This window comes from Enterococcus sp. AZ177, assembly GCF_050544585.1.
In the GTDB taxonomy this organism is placed as follows: Bacteria; Bacillota; Bacilli; order Lactobacillales; family Enterococcaceae; genus Enterococcus_L; species Enterococcus_L plantarum.
In genome coordinates this window covers 228949-247871 of the sequence record NZ_CP172944.1, presented here as the reverse complement: position 1 = coordinate 247871, position 18923 = coordinate 228949, and the positions used below count along the sequence as shown (strand labels likewise).

Sequence of the window (18923 nt, the reverse complement as noted above, 5' to 3'; positions counted from 1 at the left end):
ACCAGCAAGTGTTTTGTCTAGTGCTTTTTCACACAAAGTAACACTTTTTTTCATAGAATAACAAATTAAAGCTAAAAATTCCAAACAAATCAATTAAAAATCCATCTGAAGTAGGATGTTTTTATTTTGGCTGATGGTAAAATAGTAGTAAGATCACTTAATTATTCCAAAGAAGGAGTTGTATGTGAATGAAAGTGAAAACAGTTTTTTTGGGGATACACCATCGTCTAAATGATATTTTGGTATGGTTTTTGAGCAAGGGGGTAGGCTATTATGTATAGATCCGTTGAAAACAATCAACCGCAACAATTAAATCAAAAAATTATTTCTCATTATCGTTCGTTAAAAAGAAGAAATGATATTTTTACGGTCATTTTAGTCTGGATTATTCTATCTTGTGGTTTCCTTTTTACTTTATACTTTGTAACGAATAACCATTATCCAGAAAAGATGGCTTCTTACGACCAACAATTAGTCTCGCTTAAACAAGAACGAGCAGATATTGAGGCAGGAAAAGTAACCGAAACGAAGAAGTCGTTTGATACCATTTTACAAGAAAATCTAGATAACTTAAAAGAGTACCCTACACAGGAAGACAATTACTCTGTTGCTATAGAAGGAACAAATAGTAATCTAGTAATCAACAAAAATAATATATTTGTCTCAGACAATGCAACTATGCTAGATGCTACAGTAAAGAGAAAAATCTATGATTTAAACAAACAATTAGCTGCTAGTACCAATGGGGCTCAATTGGAAGTCGTAACCGTTAGCCAGTTGCCTAACGGTGAAGATATTGAATCTTATGCCAATAAAATTTTCAACCAGCTGGGCATCGGCAACAAAGATGAAAATAACGGGGTCCTGTATTTGATTGCTTTAGATGAACGCGCATTTCGTTTAGAAGTAGGATATGGATTAGAAGGGTTGATCCCTGATGCCGTAGCAGACAATATCATCAATGATGATACAGTCGTTGATGAGTTCAAAGAAGAACAATACGCTACCGCTGTCAATCAAGTGGTGGGTCAAGTTTTTGCATTAATGAATACAAAAACAGCGTTGGTAGATTCTAAAATCAATCAAGTTGAAGAGCAAAAAAGCTCCGCTAAGTTTGCTCATGGAAGTCTATTGCTCTTATTGATCACTACAATAATGGTTAGTTTATTCTTTCTTATCAGAGCAATTCGTGCAAGACAATCTATAAAATCAACTTACAACATGTATCAAGAACAACTAGCCGATTACACTAATGAAATCAATCCAGCTGATACGTCATCACTTCTTGAACAAATAAAACAAACCGATTTATACTATATTATGCTAAGCGGAACCTTCTTAATTTCATCAAGAAGAGGGATACGTCGTGCTATTGCAAGAGGAAGACTATTAAAAAATCCAAAAGCGCAACAAAAAGCATTTGGTCGGATTTTAATTGGAGATACTCTTTATTCAGGCAATGGGGACATTTTAACTACGGCTTATCTAGCGTCCAACTATAATTCTAATAATTGGTCGGATAATGATTCTTCTGGAAGCGGAAGCGGCGGCTCTTCTTGGGGATCTTTTGGGGGAGGCTCGTCTGGTGGTGGCGGTGCTTCTGGCGGATGGTAGTTTATTAGGGATAACTCAATAAAAAGCTTGAGTTATCTCTAGTTTTGCGCTATACTAATCTTTGTGTAAAATAATGCAGCAGAAAAATAATAGACTCGTCAACATTTCATTGCCTTGATAGATGTCTAGCTTCTAAGGCTAAAAAACTCAATGATACGCTGAAAAATCATTGTGACAATACTTGTCGCAACAATTTTCCCTCTTATCACTCGTTTTTTGAACAAGCCTTATCAGCTTTTCTTTTCAGGTTCAACTGCGTAACCCACGGCTGCAAAGGGCGAAGGTTGAAGAATGAACTGAACGAATATGAATTTTTCAGAAGATTATTTTACTCCAAAAAAATTATTTTATTGGAGGAATTTTTAATGTCACGTTATACAGGACCATCATGGAAAATCTCTCGTCGTCTAGGTATCTCTCTATCAGGAACTGGTAAAGAACTAGCACGTCGCCCATACAAACCAGGACAACACGGACCAAACAGCCGTGGTAAAGTTTCTGAATACGGTATGCAATTAACTGAAAAACAAAAATTACGTCATATGTACGGTATGAACGAACGTCAATTCGTTAACTTGTTTATTAAAGCAAGCAAGATCAAAGAAGGTAAACATGGTGTTAACTTCATGATCTTACTAGAACAACGTTTAGACAACGTCGTTTACCGTTTAGGTTTAGCAACTACTCGTCGTCAAGCACGTCAATTGGTTAACCACGGTCACGTGACTGTAGATGGCAAACGCGTAGATATCCCTTCTTACCACGTTGAAGTTGGTCAAGTGATTTCTGTTCGTGAAAAATCTCAAAATGTAGTAACAATCAAAGAAGCTGTTGAAGCTACTGTTGGTCGTCCAGCATTCGTAAGCTTTGACGCTGAAAAATTAGAAGGAAGCTTCACTCGTTTACCAGAACGTGATGAGCTATATCCTGAAATCGACGAAGCTCTTGTCGTTGAATACTACAACCAAAAACTTTAAGATTCGATTTGGAGAAAAGCGTCACAGCTTCTCATACTTTATCGAACTTGCAACCCTTGCTCACGTTGTTGGGCAAGGGTTTTTTGTACAAAAAAACAAAGATGCTTGTATCGCTATCCGCATCTTTGTTTCCTATCTTATTTTTGTTTTTCCAATACGCCGTCTTTCATCACAAATACTTCGTCACAAAATTCAATCAAACGCTGATCGTGGGTCACCATGATTGTCGCTTTATTTTTTTCTTTTGTTTCTCTTGCTAAAATTTTGACAACCTCAAATGCTCTATCTGAGTCTAAACTGGCTGTTGGTTCATCCGCTAAAATGATTGATGGATCATTATATAATGCTCTGGCAATCGCTACTCGCTGACGTTCACCGCCAGAAATTTCATCAGGATATTTTTTCTTTAATTTCTCAATTCCTAACTCTGTTAATAACTTATTGACTTTATCCACATCGGTCTTTTCTTTTTTGACTTTATCGACCAAACGCAGTTGCTTTTCCACAGTTAAAAATGGTACTAAATTGGATGCTTGCAAAATAAACCCTATCTCAGAAAAACGAATCTTTGATCGTGTTTTTTCATTTTCTTTACTAAATGCGTCATTATTGATCTTCACTTCGCCATTTGTAGGTGTTTGTAGGCCGCCAGCAAGCGTTAAAAAGGTACTCTTTCCTGAACCACTCGGTCCGATCACAGCCACAAATTGCCCTTTTTCCACAGAAAAATCTGTGGATTTTAATGCTTCGATCGTTGTATCTCCATCTAAGAACTGTTTATCCACAGATAAAAATTCAATAGCTTTCATTCCATTTCACTCCTTTTCTATCCGATTGCTTTTAATGGATCGATTTTGACAATCGTCCGTACTGAGAACAGTGCTCCTAATACCGCAATAATCAACATTATGCCACCAATCGACAAGAAGAATAGCCAATTCGTTTGAAATGGAACGGCAGTTGGCAACACGAATGAAGTTCCTACTGTTCCAAGTAAGCCGATCGCTATTCCAAATACAGCCAAAACAAATGTCTGAATAATCACAGAAACCGCGATATAAAATCCGGAAATCCCCTGTGCTTTCATGATCCCGAAAATTGTTGCTTTTTGCATTGTTAGAACATAAATAAAGATCCCGATAACAATTGCTGCAATCACAATCAAAAAGCCAATCATAAAGCCAAATGTCAGTACTTGAGCATTATATCCCGGTAGTTTATTAATAAATGTTGCAATACTGTAACGAGTTAATCCGTCCCCTTTTAGATGTACATTTTTTAACGAACCTTCTTTTGCCCGAAAAACAATCGCATTTACACGCGCATTCTCAGAAGTATCTGATTTTTCAAAGCGTATTTGTTGAAAAGCTGCTGTGGATACATATAAAACTGGCGCAACGTTAAATTTAGCATTATCTGTAAAACCAACAACTTTTAGTTTTTTATCGCTGCCTGCTAATTTAATGGTATCACCTAGTTTGACTTCATTTTCTTTTTTCAAACTATTATCCACAACGGTCTCATCTTCATTCGAAAATGCTTTTCCTTCAATAATATTCGGCATCAAAAATTCATCTTTGTTGATCCCAAAAAAACTTGCATTGACTTTTTCTGAGCCTTTTTTATCTAATTGAATCACTGCACCAGTTTGTCCTAATGATGCTTTTTCTTTTGCTTCGACTTCATCTAGTGACTTAATGGGAATCATCGACATATTGATATTCGTATTTGATTCATCCGAAAGTACAATGCCATCCGCCTGCCATTTATCCACAGCCGTTCGATTATCCTCAGCTAAGCCATATGCCAAACCGGTTAAAAAAAAGACTAAATAAGAAATTAAAAACATGACACTAATAATTAGTGCATAACGCAATTTCGAGCGAGTTATTTCATTCCAAGCTAAAAACATAGATTCTCCTCCTCCTTATCAAACGATAAGTTCTATAAAAAAAGTATAGCAAATTTTGGCAATGACAACAAAACATCTGCTTTAATCTTGACTTTAAAAATAAAAGAACACACATTTTTCTAGTTTTCTTCTTATTTCTAAAAATTATTCTGATATACTAAAAGACATAATGAGTAAAAAGGAGTTTGTTCATGAAAAAGAAACACAGTACACTTTATACCGTAATTCAATTTTCATTTATTTTGCTACTTGCGCTTTTTTTGAGGGCTTTTGTTTTGACGCCGGTAGAAGTTGTCGGCATCTCGATGGAGCCAACTTATCATGAATCAGATCGTTTATGGCAGTCTTCTTTTCTGAATCCCAAACGATTTGATGTAGCAACTTTCCCTAGCCCACGAGATGGCAAGCGAATCGTTAAGCGGATTGTAGGTCTGCCGGGCGACACTATTCGGATGGAAAATGATCAATTGTATATCAATGACAAAAAATATGATGAACCCTATTTAGATGAATTTAAGAACGCTTTAACAGATGGTAACCCTTTAACAACTGACTTTACTTTAAAAAATAGCGCGACAGCACCTGCAACAGTTGTTCCTGAAGGAAAATACTTTGTGTTAGGCGATAATCGTCGGAAAACGGATGATAGTCGGTATTTTGGGTTTGTAGATAAAGAAGCGATTGTAGGGGTTGTCTATTTTCGTTATTATCCGTTGAACAAGATTGGAGTACAATAAACTTGTAAAATAAACGCCTGCGCGAAGTTAATTCCCCGTCCCAAAAAGGTTTTCTTATAACCTTTGACAACTAAACAATTGCTTACTACTCAACCTTCCCTCTGTCAGGGGCACGATATCTAAATGTATATGAGGCTTAGCTTCGTCTATATATTCGGTAGCATATGTAATATTCTGTTTCCCACAACGTTCTGAGAAATAATCATGAGGATCTTGAAAGAATGTTTTTGTATCGACAGTCTCGAAAAAAGTTCAATCACTAGTAATGAGCCATTCACCAACGAGCACCGCATCTTCTCTGCCCGCTCATATACTTACTCGCCGAGTGTCAATGATTTCTTGAATTTTCTCTCGATAATTTATTGAGTTTGTATTGACTAAATCGTAATTTAAATACGAGCGGGCAACATCGATATCTTTATTTGGATGATTGGCCATTTCTGGTTGATTAGGTTGAAGAGTCCCACCTAGTTTTTGACATTACCTAACTCCCTGAACGCCTAAAAAGGCAGATATTTTTCGGACTCACTTCCACGTAGAGTATAAACGCACTATATTTTACGGTGTAAAGGCGCTTTCTGCCGAGGGCTGTTAGCTGTTTCCGAAAGGTCGCTCTACCCTCCCAATCTCCAATCAAAAAAAGAATCAGACATTTTTCTGCCTGATCCTTTTTTAGTTATTATAATTTTTTTCGATTTGATAGACAAAAAAATATACATAATGCTGAATGCAAGCAAACTAATAGCAACAACAAGTGATATACAAATAGGGAAATACATAGGTAACCCTATAAAGAAAAAAATCCAACCAGATTCCGGTCCAGTACCAACTCTCTTCATAACGTCAGTATTCACTTGATTAAACCAGAAAATAGTTGAAAGAATTACGCATATATTCAAAAATGAAAGGATAGCGATAGTTATTCGATAATTTTTGAAGTATTTCTTATTCATTTATATCCACATTTCTCCAAAGCTGGCTCCAATTTTGATTCTGTTATAAGTCATATTTTCAGGTTGTTTCTTCTCTCTGATCTATTTTTTCTGTATCTCGTTGATAGATTCGTCTTAGTTCAATCTGTTTATCTTCCACTTTTTGAGTGAAGCGGCGGAAGTCAGATTGAATACTCGTCTGACTTTCTTCCATTTGTCGATAGAACGCTCGTTTATCCCATGAATCATTTTTTGTCAGATAGAGAACTTTATCCATTAACTTTTCTGTGTCTTTTTTGAAATGTTCTACTTCTTCTTCCATCTTTTTCTGCGTTTGTTGAAGGGCTTTTTTTTCCTGTTCATAGCGCTCGGTTGTTTGACGTTGTTTCTTTTTTCGTTCTTCCGGACTCATTCAATTACACCTCTTTTACAGGTGTTTTAAAGGTTGGTTTCGCTAACTGGGTCAAACTCTTTTTCGCAGACGTTGCACTGTTTCCCTGTAAAGCTCCTTCCAACGCTCCTGGAAGGACACTATTACTTTGTTGGTACATGGCTTCTGCCAGTTCATTTAGCGTACTAGTAGACGTTTGTCTGGTTGTGCCTAACCGTGCCTTTTTTGCGGTGATGATTGCTTTTATAGCGATTCGTTCCTGATTTTTGCGTTCTTGCTTTAATTTTAATTGCAAGGCTTTTTCTTCCTCCATACTAAAACTCCTTTGTTACTTCTTCGTGAATATATTTTTCCCTGCATTGCCATCATATTCTTGAATGTTCTTTGCCACAGTCGTTAACGTTTTACTGAATGCAGTCAATTTTTCTTTGTATTTTTTTGCTTCGTTGGTATTGCTTGTCGCCTGTCCACTATCCCATAAATTATTTTTTTTATAAGGAGCAATCAGGGCTTCAACTTCATAGCTTTCTAATGATTGTTGGATTGCTAAGGCACCGTCTCGAATTTCTTGGACGACTAAATCTACTTCATCTTCCGCTTCTTGTTGCTCATTTTTTTGAATCAATACATATTCGTCGCCAACTGTTTTCGCTTTATTTGCGACTTCTTTGGCAAGTTCGCCTCGGAGTTCAATTTTTTTACTCCCAGAAGCTCCACGTATACGCCCTTGTAAACTGGCTACATCTCCTTGCCATTCACTTGCGACTTTAGCATCGGCAACAATTTTGTCATACTCTTTCATAAATTTTTTATATAGATAAAAATCTCCCGAAAGAGCTAATAAAAGTGATTCTGGATTCGAAATACCTGATCCAGTAGTTGCCAATAAGCGATTCATATATTTTTCAATGAGTTGCGATAATTTAATTCCTGCACTAAAAATATACCCATGGTCTTTTAAATTGGCTTCTTTAGGTGTCCCATCTGGATTTAATTGATACTGTCCGAAATCATGACTAGAACCATTTTTACCACCATCAAATGTTGTATTAAAGGATTTTGGCAACAAATAATGTACTTTCCCGATTTCATCCACGCCTTTTTTATTTCGATTTAACATCGAGACAATATCAAACGCATTGACATAATACTCAATTTTACCTTGTTCTTCCAATAATTGAATGTTTTTTTGCGCTTGTTCAGACATTTTATTTATACTTTCCCGAGCATCAGGTCCTTGAAATAAGATCACTTTATCAATTTTACTTATATCATTTTTGGGGAGATTAGCGACAGCTTGAATGGTGACCATTGTTCCTAATGAATGGCCGGTCATCGCCATGGTGGCGTTCGGCGCTTTTGTTCTCATCTCTTCTATTTTTTGGTGCATCGCCTCTGTCGCTAGTTTTGCTTGTGGGATATAGCCATGACCCACTGCGAAGGCAGCATTATTGTTCACCCAATCGTTTAAATTGTTTCCTGCCCATCCTTTTTTTACATCTGCAGAAGCGCCATCACTTCCACGAGTAGTGAAATATGTATGTTTGGTGTCTGTATTTAAAGTAGGGGTATCCGTAACGTAATATGAGTTATACCCTGCTTTTTCATCCGTTAATAACCCTTTTTGGTATTCTTTATCTTTGCCAAAAAACTTCTTTTCAGTCACTGTTTTGACGGTGTTATCCGGTTGTAAATAGACGGAATCAATACTATTACCATGTGCATCTTTTGCATTAGGAAACTCGTATTTAGCATAACCTTCATTTTTTAGCTCTTTATTTTGAACGTTCGTTGGTTTTGCAAACATAAAACCTTCTTCTCTGCCTGTATACGCTCCTTGGGCTAAATCTGCATATATATTAGATTTGTTTTCTAAATTTGCCATAGAATGGTCGCCTCCTAGCTATTCTATTAGTTCAATTTTTTTAGGATTAGAAAGATCGTCTGGAGTAATGTAGATTTCGAATCCATCCAAATTATTGTGATCTTTGTTAAATAGCTCTACTTCAATACTTAATTTTTTTTCTGAAAAAGCCATACTTTGAATTTCTATTACTGAATTCCAATTAAAAACAATCCTGTCCACATTATATTTTTTTAGTTTTACGTATTCACTGTCTTTTTTTATGTACTCAGTCATTTCATCTTCATGTTCTTTGAGAAAAGTAATCTGTTTTTCTTTTTCTGTTGGTTCGGTCATTTTTTGCACTCCTAACACACCTATTATTCCTAAAAGTACGATAATTCCTGTAATTATTCCTAGTTTAACTGCTTTTTTCTTATTCAAACGTTAAACTCCTTTATTAAAAAAAGCATTAGCGCAAGATTTTGCACGAACGCTTTTTTCGTCAATGTATTTACCAAAAGAACTGGCATCTTGTTGGTCACATTGTACCACTGTCTCCGCATATTTGTTTAATTGACTATTAATACTGATAAGTAGTTCTTCCATTTTTTTTCACATTACCTTCTAGCTGATTGTATTGCTCTACGTATGATTGAAACGCTTGTCCTTTCCATTCTTGTGCGATTTGTTGATTCATAGAATTTACTTTACGAATCGCATCTTGAATTTGTTGTTGCGATTGTGTATACACCTTGGCTTGCGATTTTAGTTGTTCAAGTGTGACTGAAATTGCTCCTACTAAATAATTAAATTGTTCACGCAATTAATTATATCGGTCAATATGTATGCTTGTCAATATTTTTTAGAAATAAAATATGATTTAGAGTAATATTTTAAATTCTAATTGAGTATTTTTATTTTTTAAAATGAAATATACTATTTTATTCAATTCATAGATATGGTGGCGTTCGGCGCTTTTGTTCTCATCTCTTCTATTTTTTGGTGCATCGCCTCTGTCGCTAGTTTTGCTTGTGGGATATAGCCATGACCCACTGCGAAGGCAGCATTATTGTTCACCCAATCGTTTAAATTGTTTCCTGCCCACCCTTTTTTTACATCTGCAGAAGCGCCATCACTTCCACGAGTAGTGAAATATGTATGTTTGGTGTCTGTATTTAAAGTAGGGGTATCCGTAACATAATATGAGTTATACCCTGCTTTTCCATCCGTTAATAACCCTTTTTGGTATTCTTTATCTTTGCCAAAAAACTTCTTTTCAGTCACTGTTTTGACGGTGTTATCTGGTTGTAAATAGACGGAATCAATACTATTACCATGTGCATCTTTTGCATCTGGAAAGTTAAATTTTACGGACTCATTTGAATCAATTTTATCTTTCTATTTTTCTAAAAGTGAATTATAAGGAAACGGTCTAGGACGACCTGTATAGGCACTTTGAGCTAGATCTGCATATATATTACTACTATTTTCTAAATCAGCCATTTTTCTCCCCCTTAATATTAGAATATATTGGGTCATTTAAAATCATTAACTCGTTGATATCGCTTAATTTTTCTATATCGGTATCAATTCTAAGTACATACCCTTGATTATCATATTTTGGTTCAGAACTGTTACTGATATCAAACTCAACAGTTAACACAGGACTAGAAAACGCAACACTTTCGTCTACTGTAACTGTATCCCAGTGTATTGCAACTGTCTCGTTTTTAGAACTGTATTTTTTAATATATTCAGTCATTTCATCTGCATGTTCTTTAAGAAAAGTAATCTGTTTTTCTTTTTCTGTTGGTTCGGTCATTTTTTGCACTCCTAACACACCTATTATTCCTAAAAGTACGATAATTCCTGTAATTATTCCTAGTTTAACTGCTTTTTTCTTATTCAAACGTTAAACTCCTTTATTAAAAAAAGCATTAGCGCAAGATTTTGCACGAACGCTTTTTTCGTCAATGTATTTTTAATTTAAACCAAAAGAACTGGCATCTTGTTGGTCACGTTGTGCCACTGTATCCGCATATTTGTTTAATTGACTATTAATACTGATAAGTAGTTCTTCCATTTTCTTCACGTTACATTCTAGCTGATTGTATTGCTCTACGTATGATTGAAACGCTTGTCCTTTCCATTCTTGTGCGATTTGTTGATTCATAGAATTTACTTTACGAATCGCATCTTGAATTTGTTGTTGCGATTGTGTATACACCTTGGCTTGCGATTTTAGTTGTTCAGGTATGACTGAAATTGCTCCTACTAAATAATTAAATTGTTCACGCAATTAATTATATCGGTCAATATGTATGCTTTTCAATATTTTTTAGAAATAAAATATGATTTAGAGTAATATTTTAAATTCTAATTGAGTATTTTTATTTTTTAAAATGAAATATACTATTTTATTCAATTAATAGATATGGTGGCGTTCGGCGCTTTTGTTCTCATCTCTTCTATTTTTTGGTGCATCGCCTCTGTCGCTAGTTTTGCTTGTGGGATATAGCCATGACCCACTGCGAAGGCAGCATTATTGTTCACCCAATCGTTTAAATTGTTTCCTGCCCACCCTTTTTTTACATCTGCAGAAGCACCATCACTTCCACGAGTAGTGAAATATGTATGTTTGGTGTCTGTATTTAAAGTAGGGGTATCCGTAACATAATATGAGTTATACCCTGCTTTTTCATCCGTTAACAACCCTTTTTGGTATTCTTTATCTTTGCCAAAAAACTTCTTTTCAGTCACTGTTTTGACGGTGTTATCTGGTTGTAAATAGACGGAATCAATACTATTACCATGTGCATCTTTTGCATCTGGAAAATTAAATTTTACGGACTCGTTTGAATCTAATTTACTTTTTTGGCTAGGCTTTAATTCGTTGTAAGGAAAGTTATTTTCCCTACCTGTATATGCACCTTGCGATAAATCAGCGTATATATTATAGTCTCTTTCTAAATTAGCCATCTCATTCTCCTTCGTCAGTTAATTGTTGACCATATTTGATAGTACTTAGATCTGGGAGATTACTATCATCTATTTGAATGTCCAATCTAAAATCTAAATTCTCTTTATTATTTACAAAACCGAATATTTGAATAACTTTACCTGCTCCTTTAGGTAGACCATTTCCTATCGTATTCTCTGTTATACTGTCCCAATTATAAGTAATTTTTGATATTTGAAATTTAACACTATTTTCGATATACTCATTCATTTTATTTTCATGTTCTTTAAGAAAATTAATCTGTTTTTCTTCTGTTGAAGGTATTGACAATGCATTCACCCCAATTATTAATGGTTTAGTTGTGATAATTAAAAGAATTGCTCCTATAAAAATGGCTAATATAATTTTTGTGTTTTTTTTCAAGGATATAACTCCTTTCAAAAAAACGTTAGCGCAAGACTTTGCACGAACGCTTTTTTCGTCAATGTATTTTTAATTTAAACCAAAAGAACTGGCATCTTGTTGGTCACGTTGTGCCACTGTATCCGCGTATTTATTTAATTGACTATTAATACTGATAAGTAGTTCTTCCATTTTTTTCACGTTACCTTCTAGCTGATTGTATTGCTCTATGTATGATTGAAACGCTTGACCTTTCCATTCTTGTGCGATTTGTTGATTCGTAGAATTTACTTTACGAATCGCATCTTGAATTTGTTGTTGCGATTGCGTGTAGTCTTTTGCTTGCGATTTGAGTTGTTCAGGTGTGACTGAAATTGCTCCTACTAAATAATTAAATTGTTCACGCAATTAATTATATCGGTCAATAAGTATGCTTGTCAATATTTTTTAGAAATAAACTATAATTTAGAGTAATATTTTAAATTCTAATTGAGTATTTTTATTTTTTTATGGTGAAATATACTATTCTATTAAATCAATCCAAACGTAAACTGATTGCTTGCAAATAAAACTCGCTGAATTTTGCATCAGAAAACTAGTGATTGACAGAATTAATCTTTATGAAATAATGCTAACCTACTATGATAGATATATTCTCAATACTTTCTCTTTCAGCATATATTTCACTAAAATAAGCTCTACTGTTGCTAGACAACTTTAACAAATAATTCAACGAACGTTCTTTCAATAGATTATCTGTTGTTTACACATACCTATCAATAAATTATCGTCCTTAGGTAGTCTTAATTCCTACTTTAACTATGGATACAGCAGATCTAAAAGTATGTAAAAATATATATTCTATGTATCATAAGCTGACTTTGGGCGTGGTTTCTTATAAAAGCTGTATAATATAAAAAATATTGTACAGCTCTAGTTGCGTTTTAAGAATAGGAAGGATTGAAAAAATGGACCATTCATTGGCACTACTAGAAGGTCGCTGGGTTATACGAGGGACTAACTTTCCTCTTTGGCTATCAAAAAAACGGAGCCATCCTACTATACAATATAAGACGCTAGCAAATGATCCTCTTACGTTTTTAGATATCGTGCACTATAAAAATAATAAGGGACGGTTAAAAGAAATTATCGGAGTTGACACGTTAAAAAATAATCGCTTTATTTGGAGAGGGCGCGGAATTTTAAACATTTTAAGTAGTACGTGGTCCGTTTTGGCTATTACAGATACTATTTTAGTAATCAAATTTGAACAATCGTTCGTAACACCTGCCGGGATCGATATTTTAGTTCGAGAACATGCCAACATCGCCGACCCCAAAGAACTCGTTTCAACTTCTCTCGATCAATATTCTCTTACACCAAGTGAATTTGAACAATTAGTCTGGCTTTAAGAAACTTGCAATTGGCGTTGATACAATAAAAAACGGAATGTGAGTGGACACAACTCTAAGAGTCACCTCCACCCACGTTCCGTTTGTACGTTAATCTTTTTGCTGTAATTTAATGGCTAGTTGATATAGTGGTACTAATTCCTCATATGTTTTCAACATATACTCACGGGCTTTTTCTGGATTGTTTAATAAATCATCTGTCTTTCTGATTATTCGACCAATCTGAAATTCGCCTTTCTTTACATCACGAAAACGAGTTAGGTGTTTCGCTAAATCTGCTTCTTTCAACGGTTCGATTTCGGGCTTTGTGTGGTCGACCGACAAGTAAAAGTCATCATCCAACTGTTCAAATAATGCTTGATTTTCTAAGAAGGCTTGTGCGATTTCTTTTTCATTTTTTGGATTATCAATCAAGGATAACCACATGAATAAATAATCCGGCCAAATCCCTAATTGAAAATGAGCTTCCATTTTGTATCCGCGTTTTTTCTGACTTAAAGCTGACCACGTATTTTCTGGTGGGTAAACGGTCCTACGGCGATGTTGCGCGATATGGACGAAAAATTCCGTTTCTACTTGATTCCCTAATTTTTCAGCAAAATGCTCATCTAATTCTTGAAATTTGGGTTGGATCGTCGAACGAATACCTGCCATTCTCGGATCCAACCCTTCAATAGTAAACACATCAAAATCTTTTTCAGTAAACATCAACATGTATTCATTTCTCCTCTGAGCTGTTCTGTTAGTTATGGAGCTGCTGCCATTCTTCTAATGTAATGCCCCGCATGATATCCGTCACGATTTTTCCTTTACACATTCGAGCATTTGGAATATTGCCTTCTATTTTCATGCCGATTTTTTCCATCACGCGACCTGATTGAGGATTGTCGATATCATGAATAGCAAAAATCCGCATCAATTGTAACTCATTAAACCCTAGGCGGAGCAATTCACTGGCCGCTTCTGCTACAAATCCTTGCCCCCAAAATGCTTTATTTAACGAATAACCTATTTCAGCAATATTATGCTGCTCGACTACACGTAAGTCGATTGCTCCTATGAGTTTTCCTGTTTCTTTTAGTTCAATGCCATATTTTCCTAGTGGCGCGGACATAAAATAGTTCGCAATACTTTCTTTTGTATCCTTAATAGACTGATGGATGGGGAAAACATATGCGACTGTTTCTTCATCGGACCCGTATTCGTACATATCATTCGCATCGTTTAATGTGATTGGGCGCAGTTTTAAGCGATCGGTCTCCAAAAAGCGGTTCTTCGCAAAAATCAAATTCCGATTGATGACAATTTCCATAAATTTCACCTGCTTTTCATACTACTTTACAGAAAGAAACTCTCAGAGGCAAGTAAAAAATAAAAAATCCAGAACTAATTGCTTACCACTTCTTTAATGAATGATTTGACTTCTTCTTGTTTTCCTTCACTAAGAAGTTGAACAATTTTACTTCCTACAATCACGCCTGCACAACTTTTTCTAAAACGATCCACATGTTCTTTTGAAGAAACACCAAAGCCTGCTAAAACTGGTTTGTCACTTACACTTTGAATGTACGCTAAATGCTCATCTAAGGTTTCCTGATACTGTCGACCAGTCCCTGTCACTCCATTGACTGCCACAGCATAAATAAATCCTTCTCCAGTGGACACTAATTCCGGAATGCGTTCTTTTGGCGTAGTCAACGCTACTAAAGGAATCAACGCCACATCACTGTCTTTTAACAGCGGCTTCACTAATTCCTGATGTTCATATGGTAAATCTGGAATGATCAATCCTAAAACATTTGTTTCCGCCAAATCTTGAACAAACATTTCCAATCCGTAGCTCAAAATTGGATTAAAATAGGTCATGATCACTAATGGTGTTTTCGTTTTTATTTGTTTTAATTGTTGGATTATTTTTCGAAGTGTCACGTTATTTGTTAAGGATTTTAGTCCAGCAACTTGAATGACAGGACCATCTGCAACAGGATCCGAAAAGGGAATGCCTACTTCGATCGCACTCGCTCCTGCATCTGTCAGTAATTGAATTTCAGAGGCTAATTGATCCAGACCTTGAGCACCTGCCATAATGTATGGTACAAAAATGGTTTCATTCGCTTGCTGCTTCTCTTTTAATTGTTTGGTTAATGATTTCATCGGCTAGCCTTCCCTTCCAACAATTCTTTGATTTGCTGTACATCTTTATCCCCTCGACCTGAAAGGCAAACAATGATTTGTTTGTCTGGTCCAAGTTCTTTTGCGACTTTAAGAGCGTGACTAATTGCATGAGCACTCTCTAAAGCAGGAATGATTCCTTCTGTTTGACATAAAATTTTAAAAGCCTCTAGCGCTTCTTGATCCGTAACAGATTCATAACTTGCTCTTTGTGTTTCGTTTAAATGACAATGTTCTGGTCCAAGCCCAGGATAATCTAACCCAGCTGAAATTGAGAAGGCTTCTAAAATTTGCCCATCATCATCTTGTAGCAACTTCATCATCGCACCATGCAGGACGCCTATTTTTCCTTTATTGATCGATGCTGCATGTGATTCAGTATTCAAGCCTAATCCAGCGGCCTCAACACCAATTAGAGAAACAGCATCATTTATAAACGGATAGAAAATCCCCATTGCATTACTACCACCGCCCACACAAGCTATCACTGCATCTGGCAGTTTAGTTTCTACTTCTAAAAATTGACGCCTAGCTTCTATCCCAATAATGCTTTGATAGTCCCGAACGATTTCTGGAAATGGATGCGGACCTAAAACAGACCCCATCACATAATGTGTATCTTCCACATTCGCAACCCAAAAGCGTAACGCTTCATTCACTGCGTCTTTTAGTGTCTTACTACCCGATGTCACACTTTCAACTTTCGCACCTAATAATTCCATGCGAAAAACATTCAGTGATTGACGAGCTACATCGACCGCTCCCATAAAAATCGTACAGTCCATTCCAAACAACGCTGCGACTGTAGCAGTTGCTACGCCATGTTGCCCTGCTCCTGTTTCGGCAACTACTTTTTTCTTGCCCATTTTTTTCGCTAACAAAATTTGGCCAATCGTGTTATTGATTTTATGAGCACCAGTGTGGTTTAAATCTTCTCTTTTCAAATAAATCTTAGCTCCACCCGCATACTTTGTTAACCGTTCTGCAAAGTATAAAGGATTTTCCCGTCCTACATATTGTTTCAAGTAGTAATTCAGTTCTGCTTGAAATCCCACATCGTCCTTCGAAGCTTCATAAACGTCTTCTAATTCTTTGACGGCATACATCAATGTTTCTGGAACAAATTGACCACCGAACTCGCCATAAAACCCTTCTTTTGGTTGACTATACATAATTTTCCTCCTTATAATTTAAAACCTAGCAAACGAGCTAGATAGATTCCCTTAAAAATGCAATGATTTTTTTTAGATCTTTTTCTCCATTTGTTTCAACACCACTGGATACATCGACGGCATATGGATTAAATGTTCGTTTGGCTTTTTGGACATTCTCTGGCGTTAGGCCTCCCGCGATGATTATTTTTTTGTTTTTTATGGAACTTGTATCAAGTTGTTGCCAATCGAACACTTCCCCGTTTCCCCCCACAAATTGCTTCGGTGGGGCATCAAATAGTAGAAATTCCGCCGATGTTTCCTGAATCATGTTTTCTTGTGTTGCCCCGTCGACAGGTATTGCTCGAATGAGTGGAACTGAAAAACGCTCCGAAGGTACTGTCCCATGAATCTGTACTATATCTAGGTTTGCTTCCTGAATTATTCTTTCAACTTCTGACAGACTTGGCGAAACAAAGACACCCACTTTTTTTACTTCTTCTGGTACATTTTTTGTGATTTCTTTTGTTTTTTTAGCAGTTATTTGGCGTTTACTTTCTGCAAAAACAAAACCAAGATAACTTGCACCATATGCTACTGCAGTATCTACTTGTTCTTGTGTTTTTAACCCACAAATTTTTACTTTCATCGCAAAACCTGCAATTCTTTGACTTTTTCTTGAGGATTATTTTGCCGCATCAGTCCTTCTCCAACTAAAACAGCTTGATAGTTTTCTTTCACTAGAGCCACTTGTTCACTCGTTGAAAACCCAGATTCGCTGATATAAACTGCATTTGTTGTTTGTTGCTGTCCTAATTTCTGGCTGACCTCTATTGAAACATCAAATGATTTTAAATTTCGATTATTCACACCAATTAATGGCGCTGACAAACTTTCCGCTATTGCGAGTTCTTGTGCATCATGAACTTCGATTAAAACTTCCAAACCTAATGCGATCGCTTTATTGTATAATTCTTCTAATTTTGGTTTGGTTAGAACCGAAACAATCAATAAAATAATTGTAGCCCCTGCATTTCTCGCTCGAATCAATTGTTTTTCATCTAGGATAAAATCTTTACACAACACTGGAATAGCTACTTCTGCCGCAACTTTGCGTAAATCCTCGATTGATCCTTTGAAAAAACCTTCATCCGTTAAAACAGAAATCGCTGTAACCCCTGCTTCTTCATAGGCTTTTGCCTGTTGGATCACATTAACCGCCAAATTGATTGCACCTTTAGATGGGGAAGCTCGTTTGACTTCTCCAATAATATGCATCTTTTCAGGATGATCTTTGACGTGTTGGTAAAATGAGTAGGTTTTCCGTAATGGTTGAATGGTTTCGAAAGGCATGTCGTTCACTTCTTGTTTTTTTTCATTGATAATTTTTGCTAAAAAATCCATTTAAGCAACCTCCTTTTGTACTCGGATCAGCTGTTGTAGTTTATCAAAAGCCGCTCCGCTCGCCACACAATCTTTCGCTAATGAAATGCCCTCTTGAACTGACGAAACTTTCCCATTGCTGTAAAATCCCAACCCAGCATTTAATAAAACAGTGTCTAAATAAGGACTCGCCTGATTGTGCAAAATAGATAATAGCGTCTCCGTATTTTGCTCAGCATTTCCTCCACGAATCGCGTCTATAGGAAGACGAGCAAAACCAAACATCTCTGGTTCAATCGTATGCATCGTGATACGCTCGTCTTCCAATAAAGCAAAATGTGTGGTTCCAGCAAGTGAGGCCTCATCTAATCCACCCGAACCATTGACCACAATTGCTCGCTCACGTCCCAATTCACCTAATGTTTTCGCTGTTTCTTCCAGCAAGTCTCGACGATAGGTTCCCATTAATTGTGAATTTAAATGAACCGGATTCGTCAACGGACCAATCAAATTTAGGATAGTTGGTGTCCTTAATTCTCTGCGAACTTTCATGGCATATTTCATCTTTGGATGCATATGAGGCGCAAAAAGAAAGACCAATCCAACTTCATTTAGTACGGTACTTAATTTATCTGGTGGAAGTGAAATCGTTACACCCAAACATTCAAAAATGTCTGCGCTGCCTGATTTACTGGAAATACTGCGATTACCATGTTTAGCGACAGTTACACCGCCTGCTGCTAAAACAAATGCAGCTGTTGTACTAATATTGAAACTACCTGACTGATCCCCACCAGTTCCGCAATTATCCATAACATTCTCTTTTTGGCAGTCGATCATGATGGCTTTTCTCTGAATCGTTTCAGCTATTCCTGCCATTTCTTCCGCTGTTTCTCCTTTGCATTTCAACCCAGTTAAAAAAGCGGCGATTTGACTATCCCTAAGCTGACCTTCAAACATTTGTTCTGCTACTTGCTGTGCTTCTAGACGTGATAAATGTTCCTGCCTAAAAAGCTTCTCAAATATGTCGTTCAT

At 36.2% G+C, this 18923-nt stretch carries 23 protein-coding genes and 3 pseudogenes; 4 read left to right on the top strand and 22 right to left on the bottom strand.

The features are described from left to right. The first annotated feature begins 273 nt into the window (after window positions 1-273). Together IGJ34_RS01190 and rpsD are read left to right on the top strand one after the other, a co-directional pair. Entirely contained in the window at window positions 274-1614 is a 1341-nt protein-coding gene (locus tag IGJ34_RS01190) for a TPM domain-containing protein (RefSeq protein ID WP_430597927.1), read from the top strand. Window positions 1615-1979: 365 nt separating this feature from the next. Then, a complete protein-coding gene (gene rpsD / locus IGJ34_RS01185; RefSeq protein WP_010766410.1) occupies window positions 1980-2591 on the top strand; it encodes a 30S ribosomal protein S4 in 612 nt (203 codons plus the stop codon). Between the two features lie 137 nt (window positions 2592-2728). Here the strand turns inward: rpsD and IGJ34_RS01180 are convergent, their stop codons facing one another. Together IGJ34_RS01180 and IGJ34_RS01175 are read right to left on the bottom strand one after the other, a co-directional pair. After that, window positions 2729-3400, bottom strand: coding sequence for an ABC transporter ATP-binding protein (locus IGJ34_RS01180; protein WP_069654144.1), 672 nt, complete (start codon window positions 3398-3400; stop codon window positions 2729-2731). 17 nt (window positions 3401-3417) lie between these two features. Next, on the bottom strand, window positions 3418-4503 hold the full coding sequence (locus tag IGJ34_RS01175; RefSeq protein ID WP_069654145.1) for an ABC transporter permease: 1086 nt from the start codon (window positions 4501-4503) through the stop codon (window positions 3418-3420). A gap of 191 nt (window positions 4504-4694) precedes the next feature. On the opposite strand from IGJ34_RS01175, the gene lepB reads away from it, so the two are divergent. Beyond that, a complete protein-coding gene (gene lepB, locus IGJ34_RS01170) occupies window positions 4695-5240 on the top strand; it encodes a signal peptidase I (protein WP_069654146.1) in 546 nt (181 codons plus the stop codon). A 54-nt stretch (window positions 5241-5294) separates the two neighbouring features. Here the strand turns inward: lepB and IGJ34_RS01165 are convergent. The 13 genes and pseudogenes from IGJ34_RS01165 to IGJ34_RS01105 form a co-directional block, all read right to left on the bottom strand. Further along, a pseudogene (locus IGJ34_RS01165) lies at window positions 5295-5702 on the bottom strand (plasmid recombination protein); the annotation flags it as partial. Window positions 5703-5854: 152 nt separating this feature from the next. After that, complete coding sequence (locus IGJ34_RS01160; RefSeq protein WP_430597926.1) at window positions 5855-6193, bottom strand: hypothetical protein; 339 nt, start codon at window positions 6191-6193, stop codon at window positions 5855-5857. Window positions 6194-6251: 58 nt separating this feature from the next. Further along, window positions 6252-6584: a hypothetical protein gene (locus IGJ34_RS01155; protein ID WP_111248182.1), complete on the bottom strand. Its 333-nt coding sequence runs from the start codon at window positions 6582-6584 to the stop codon at window positions 6252-6254. Between the two features lie 4 nt (window positions 6585-6588). Further along, window positions 6589-6876: a hypothetical protein gene (locus tag IGJ34_RS01150; RefSeq protein WP_111248183.1), complete on the bottom strand. Its 288-nt coding sequence runs from the start codon at window positions 6874-6876 to the stop codon at window positions 6589-6591. Between the two features lie 15 nt (window positions 6877-6891). After that, the gene (locus tag IGJ34_RS01145) at window positions 6892-8448 is read right to left on the bottom strand and encodes a cutinase family protein (protein ID WP_430597925.1); all 1557 of its coding nucleotides are present in this window, start codon (window positions 8446-8448) and stop codon (window positions 6892-6894) included. Window positions 8449-8466: 18 nt separating this feature from the next. Next, window positions 8467-8850: a hypothetical protein gene (locus IGJ34_RS01140; RefSeq protein WP_430597924.1), complete on the bottom strand. Its 384-nt coding sequence runs from the start codon at window positions 8848-8850 to the stop codon at window positions 8467-8469. Between the two features lie 72 nt (window positions 8851-8922). Beyond that, window positions 8923-9232 (bottom strand): annotated as a pseudogene (locus IGJ34_RS01135) (WXG100 family type VII secretion target); the annotation flags it as partial. Window positions 9233-9354: 122 nt separating this feature from the next. Continuing rightward, window positions 9355-9693, bottom strand: a complete 339-nt coding sequence (locus IGJ34_RS01130) for a hypothetical protein (RefSeq protein ID WP_430597923.1) — start codon at window positions 9691-9693, stop codon at window positions 9355-9357. A gap of 211 nt (window positions 9694-9904) precedes the next feature. After that, on the bottom strand, window positions 9905-10318 hold the full coding sequence (locus tag IGJ34_RS01125; RefSeq protein WP_111247019.1) for a hypothetical protein: 414 nt from the start codon (window positions 10316-10318) through the stop codon (window positions 9905-9907). A gap of 72 nt (window positions 10319-10390) precedes the next feature. Further along, window positions 10391-10708, bottom strand: coding sequence for a WXG100 family type VII secretion target (locus IGJ34_RS01120; RefSeq protein WP_430597922.1), 318 nt, complete (start codon window positions 10706-10708; stop codon window positions 10391-10393). 128 nt (window positions 10709-10836) lie between these two features. Then, window positions 10837-11388 (bottom strand): annotated as a pseudogene (locus tag IGJ34_RS01115) (hypothetical protein); the annotation flags it as partial. A gap of 1 nt (window position 11389) precedes the next feature. Then, a complete protein-coding gene (locus IGJ34_RS01110; protein ID WP_242596470.1) occupies window positions 11390-11791 on the bottom strand; it encodes a hypothetical protein in 402 nt (133 codons plus the stop codon). 69 nt (window positions 11792-11860) lie between these two features. After that, complete coding sequence (locus tag IGJ34_RS01105; RefSeq protein WP_430597921.1) at window positions 11861-12178, bottom strand: WXG100 family type VII secretion target; 318 nt, start codon at window positions 12176-12178, stop codon at window positions 11861-11863. Window positions 12179-12738: 560 nt separating this feature from the next. Between IGJ34_RS01105 and IGJ34_RS01100 the strand changes: the two genes are divergently transcribed. Further along, window positions 12739-13182, top strand: coding sequence for a hypothetical protein (locus IGJ34_RS01100; RefSeq protein ID WP_069654147.1), 444 nt, complete (start codon window positions 12739-12741; stop codon window positions 13180-13182). Window positions 13183-13272: 90 nt separating this feature from the next. Here the strand turns inward: IGJ34_RS01100 and IGJ34_RS01095 are convergent, their stop codons facing one another. The 7 genes from IGJ34_RS01095 to trpD form a co-directional block, all read right to left on the bottom strand. Further along, entirely contained in the window at window positions 13273-13896 is a 624-nt protein-coding gene (locus tag IGJ34_RS01095) for a DUF1054 domain-containing protein (RefSeq protein WP_206834122.1), read from the bottom strand. Between the two features lie 28 nt (window positions 13897-13924). Beyond that, the gene (locus tag IGJ34_RS01090; RefSeq protein ID WP_069654149.1) at window positions 13925-14494 is read right to left on the bottom strand and encodes a GNAT family N-acetyltransferase; all 570 of its coding nucleotides are present in this window, start codon (window positions 14492-14494) and stop codon (window positions 13925-13927) included. 74 nt (window positions 14495-14568) lie between these two features. Beyond that, on the bottom strand, window positions 14569-15336 hold the full coding sequence (gene trpA / locus IGJ34_RS01085) for a tryptophan synthase subunit alpha (RefSeq protein WP_111247165.1): 768 nt from the start codon (window positions 15334-15336) through the stop codon (window positions 14569-14571). Beyond that, the gene (gene trpB / locus IGJ34_RS01080; RefSeq protein ID WP_430597920.1) at window positions 15333-16526 is read right to left on the bottom strand and encodes a tryptophan synthase subunit beta; all 1194 of its coding nucleotides are present in this window, start codon (window positions 16524-16526) and stop codon (window positions 15333-15335) included. The genes trpA and trpB overlap by 4 nt, the downstream gene beginning before the upstream one ends. 37 nt (window positions 16527-16563) lie before the next feature. Beyond that, complete coding sequence (locus IGJ34_RS01075; RefSeq protein WP_111247163.1) at window positions 16564-17154, bottom strand: phosphoribosylanthranilate isomerase; 591 nt, start codon at window positions 17152-17154, stop codon at window positions 16564-16566. Next, window positions 17151-17909, bottom strand: a complete 759-nt coding sequence (gene trpC, locus IGJ34_RS01070; protein ID WP_430597919.1) for an indole-3-glycerol phosphate synthase TrpC — start codon at window positions 17907-17909, stop codon at window positions 17151-17153. Before trpC ends, IGJ34_RS01075 begins: the two co-directional genes overlap by 4 nt. Continuing rightward, window positions 17910-18923, bottom strand: a complete 1014-nt coding sequence (gene trpD / locus IGJ34_RS01065) for an anthranilate phosphoribosyltransferase (protein WP_069654154.1) — start codon at window positions 18921-18923, stop codon at window positions 17910-17912.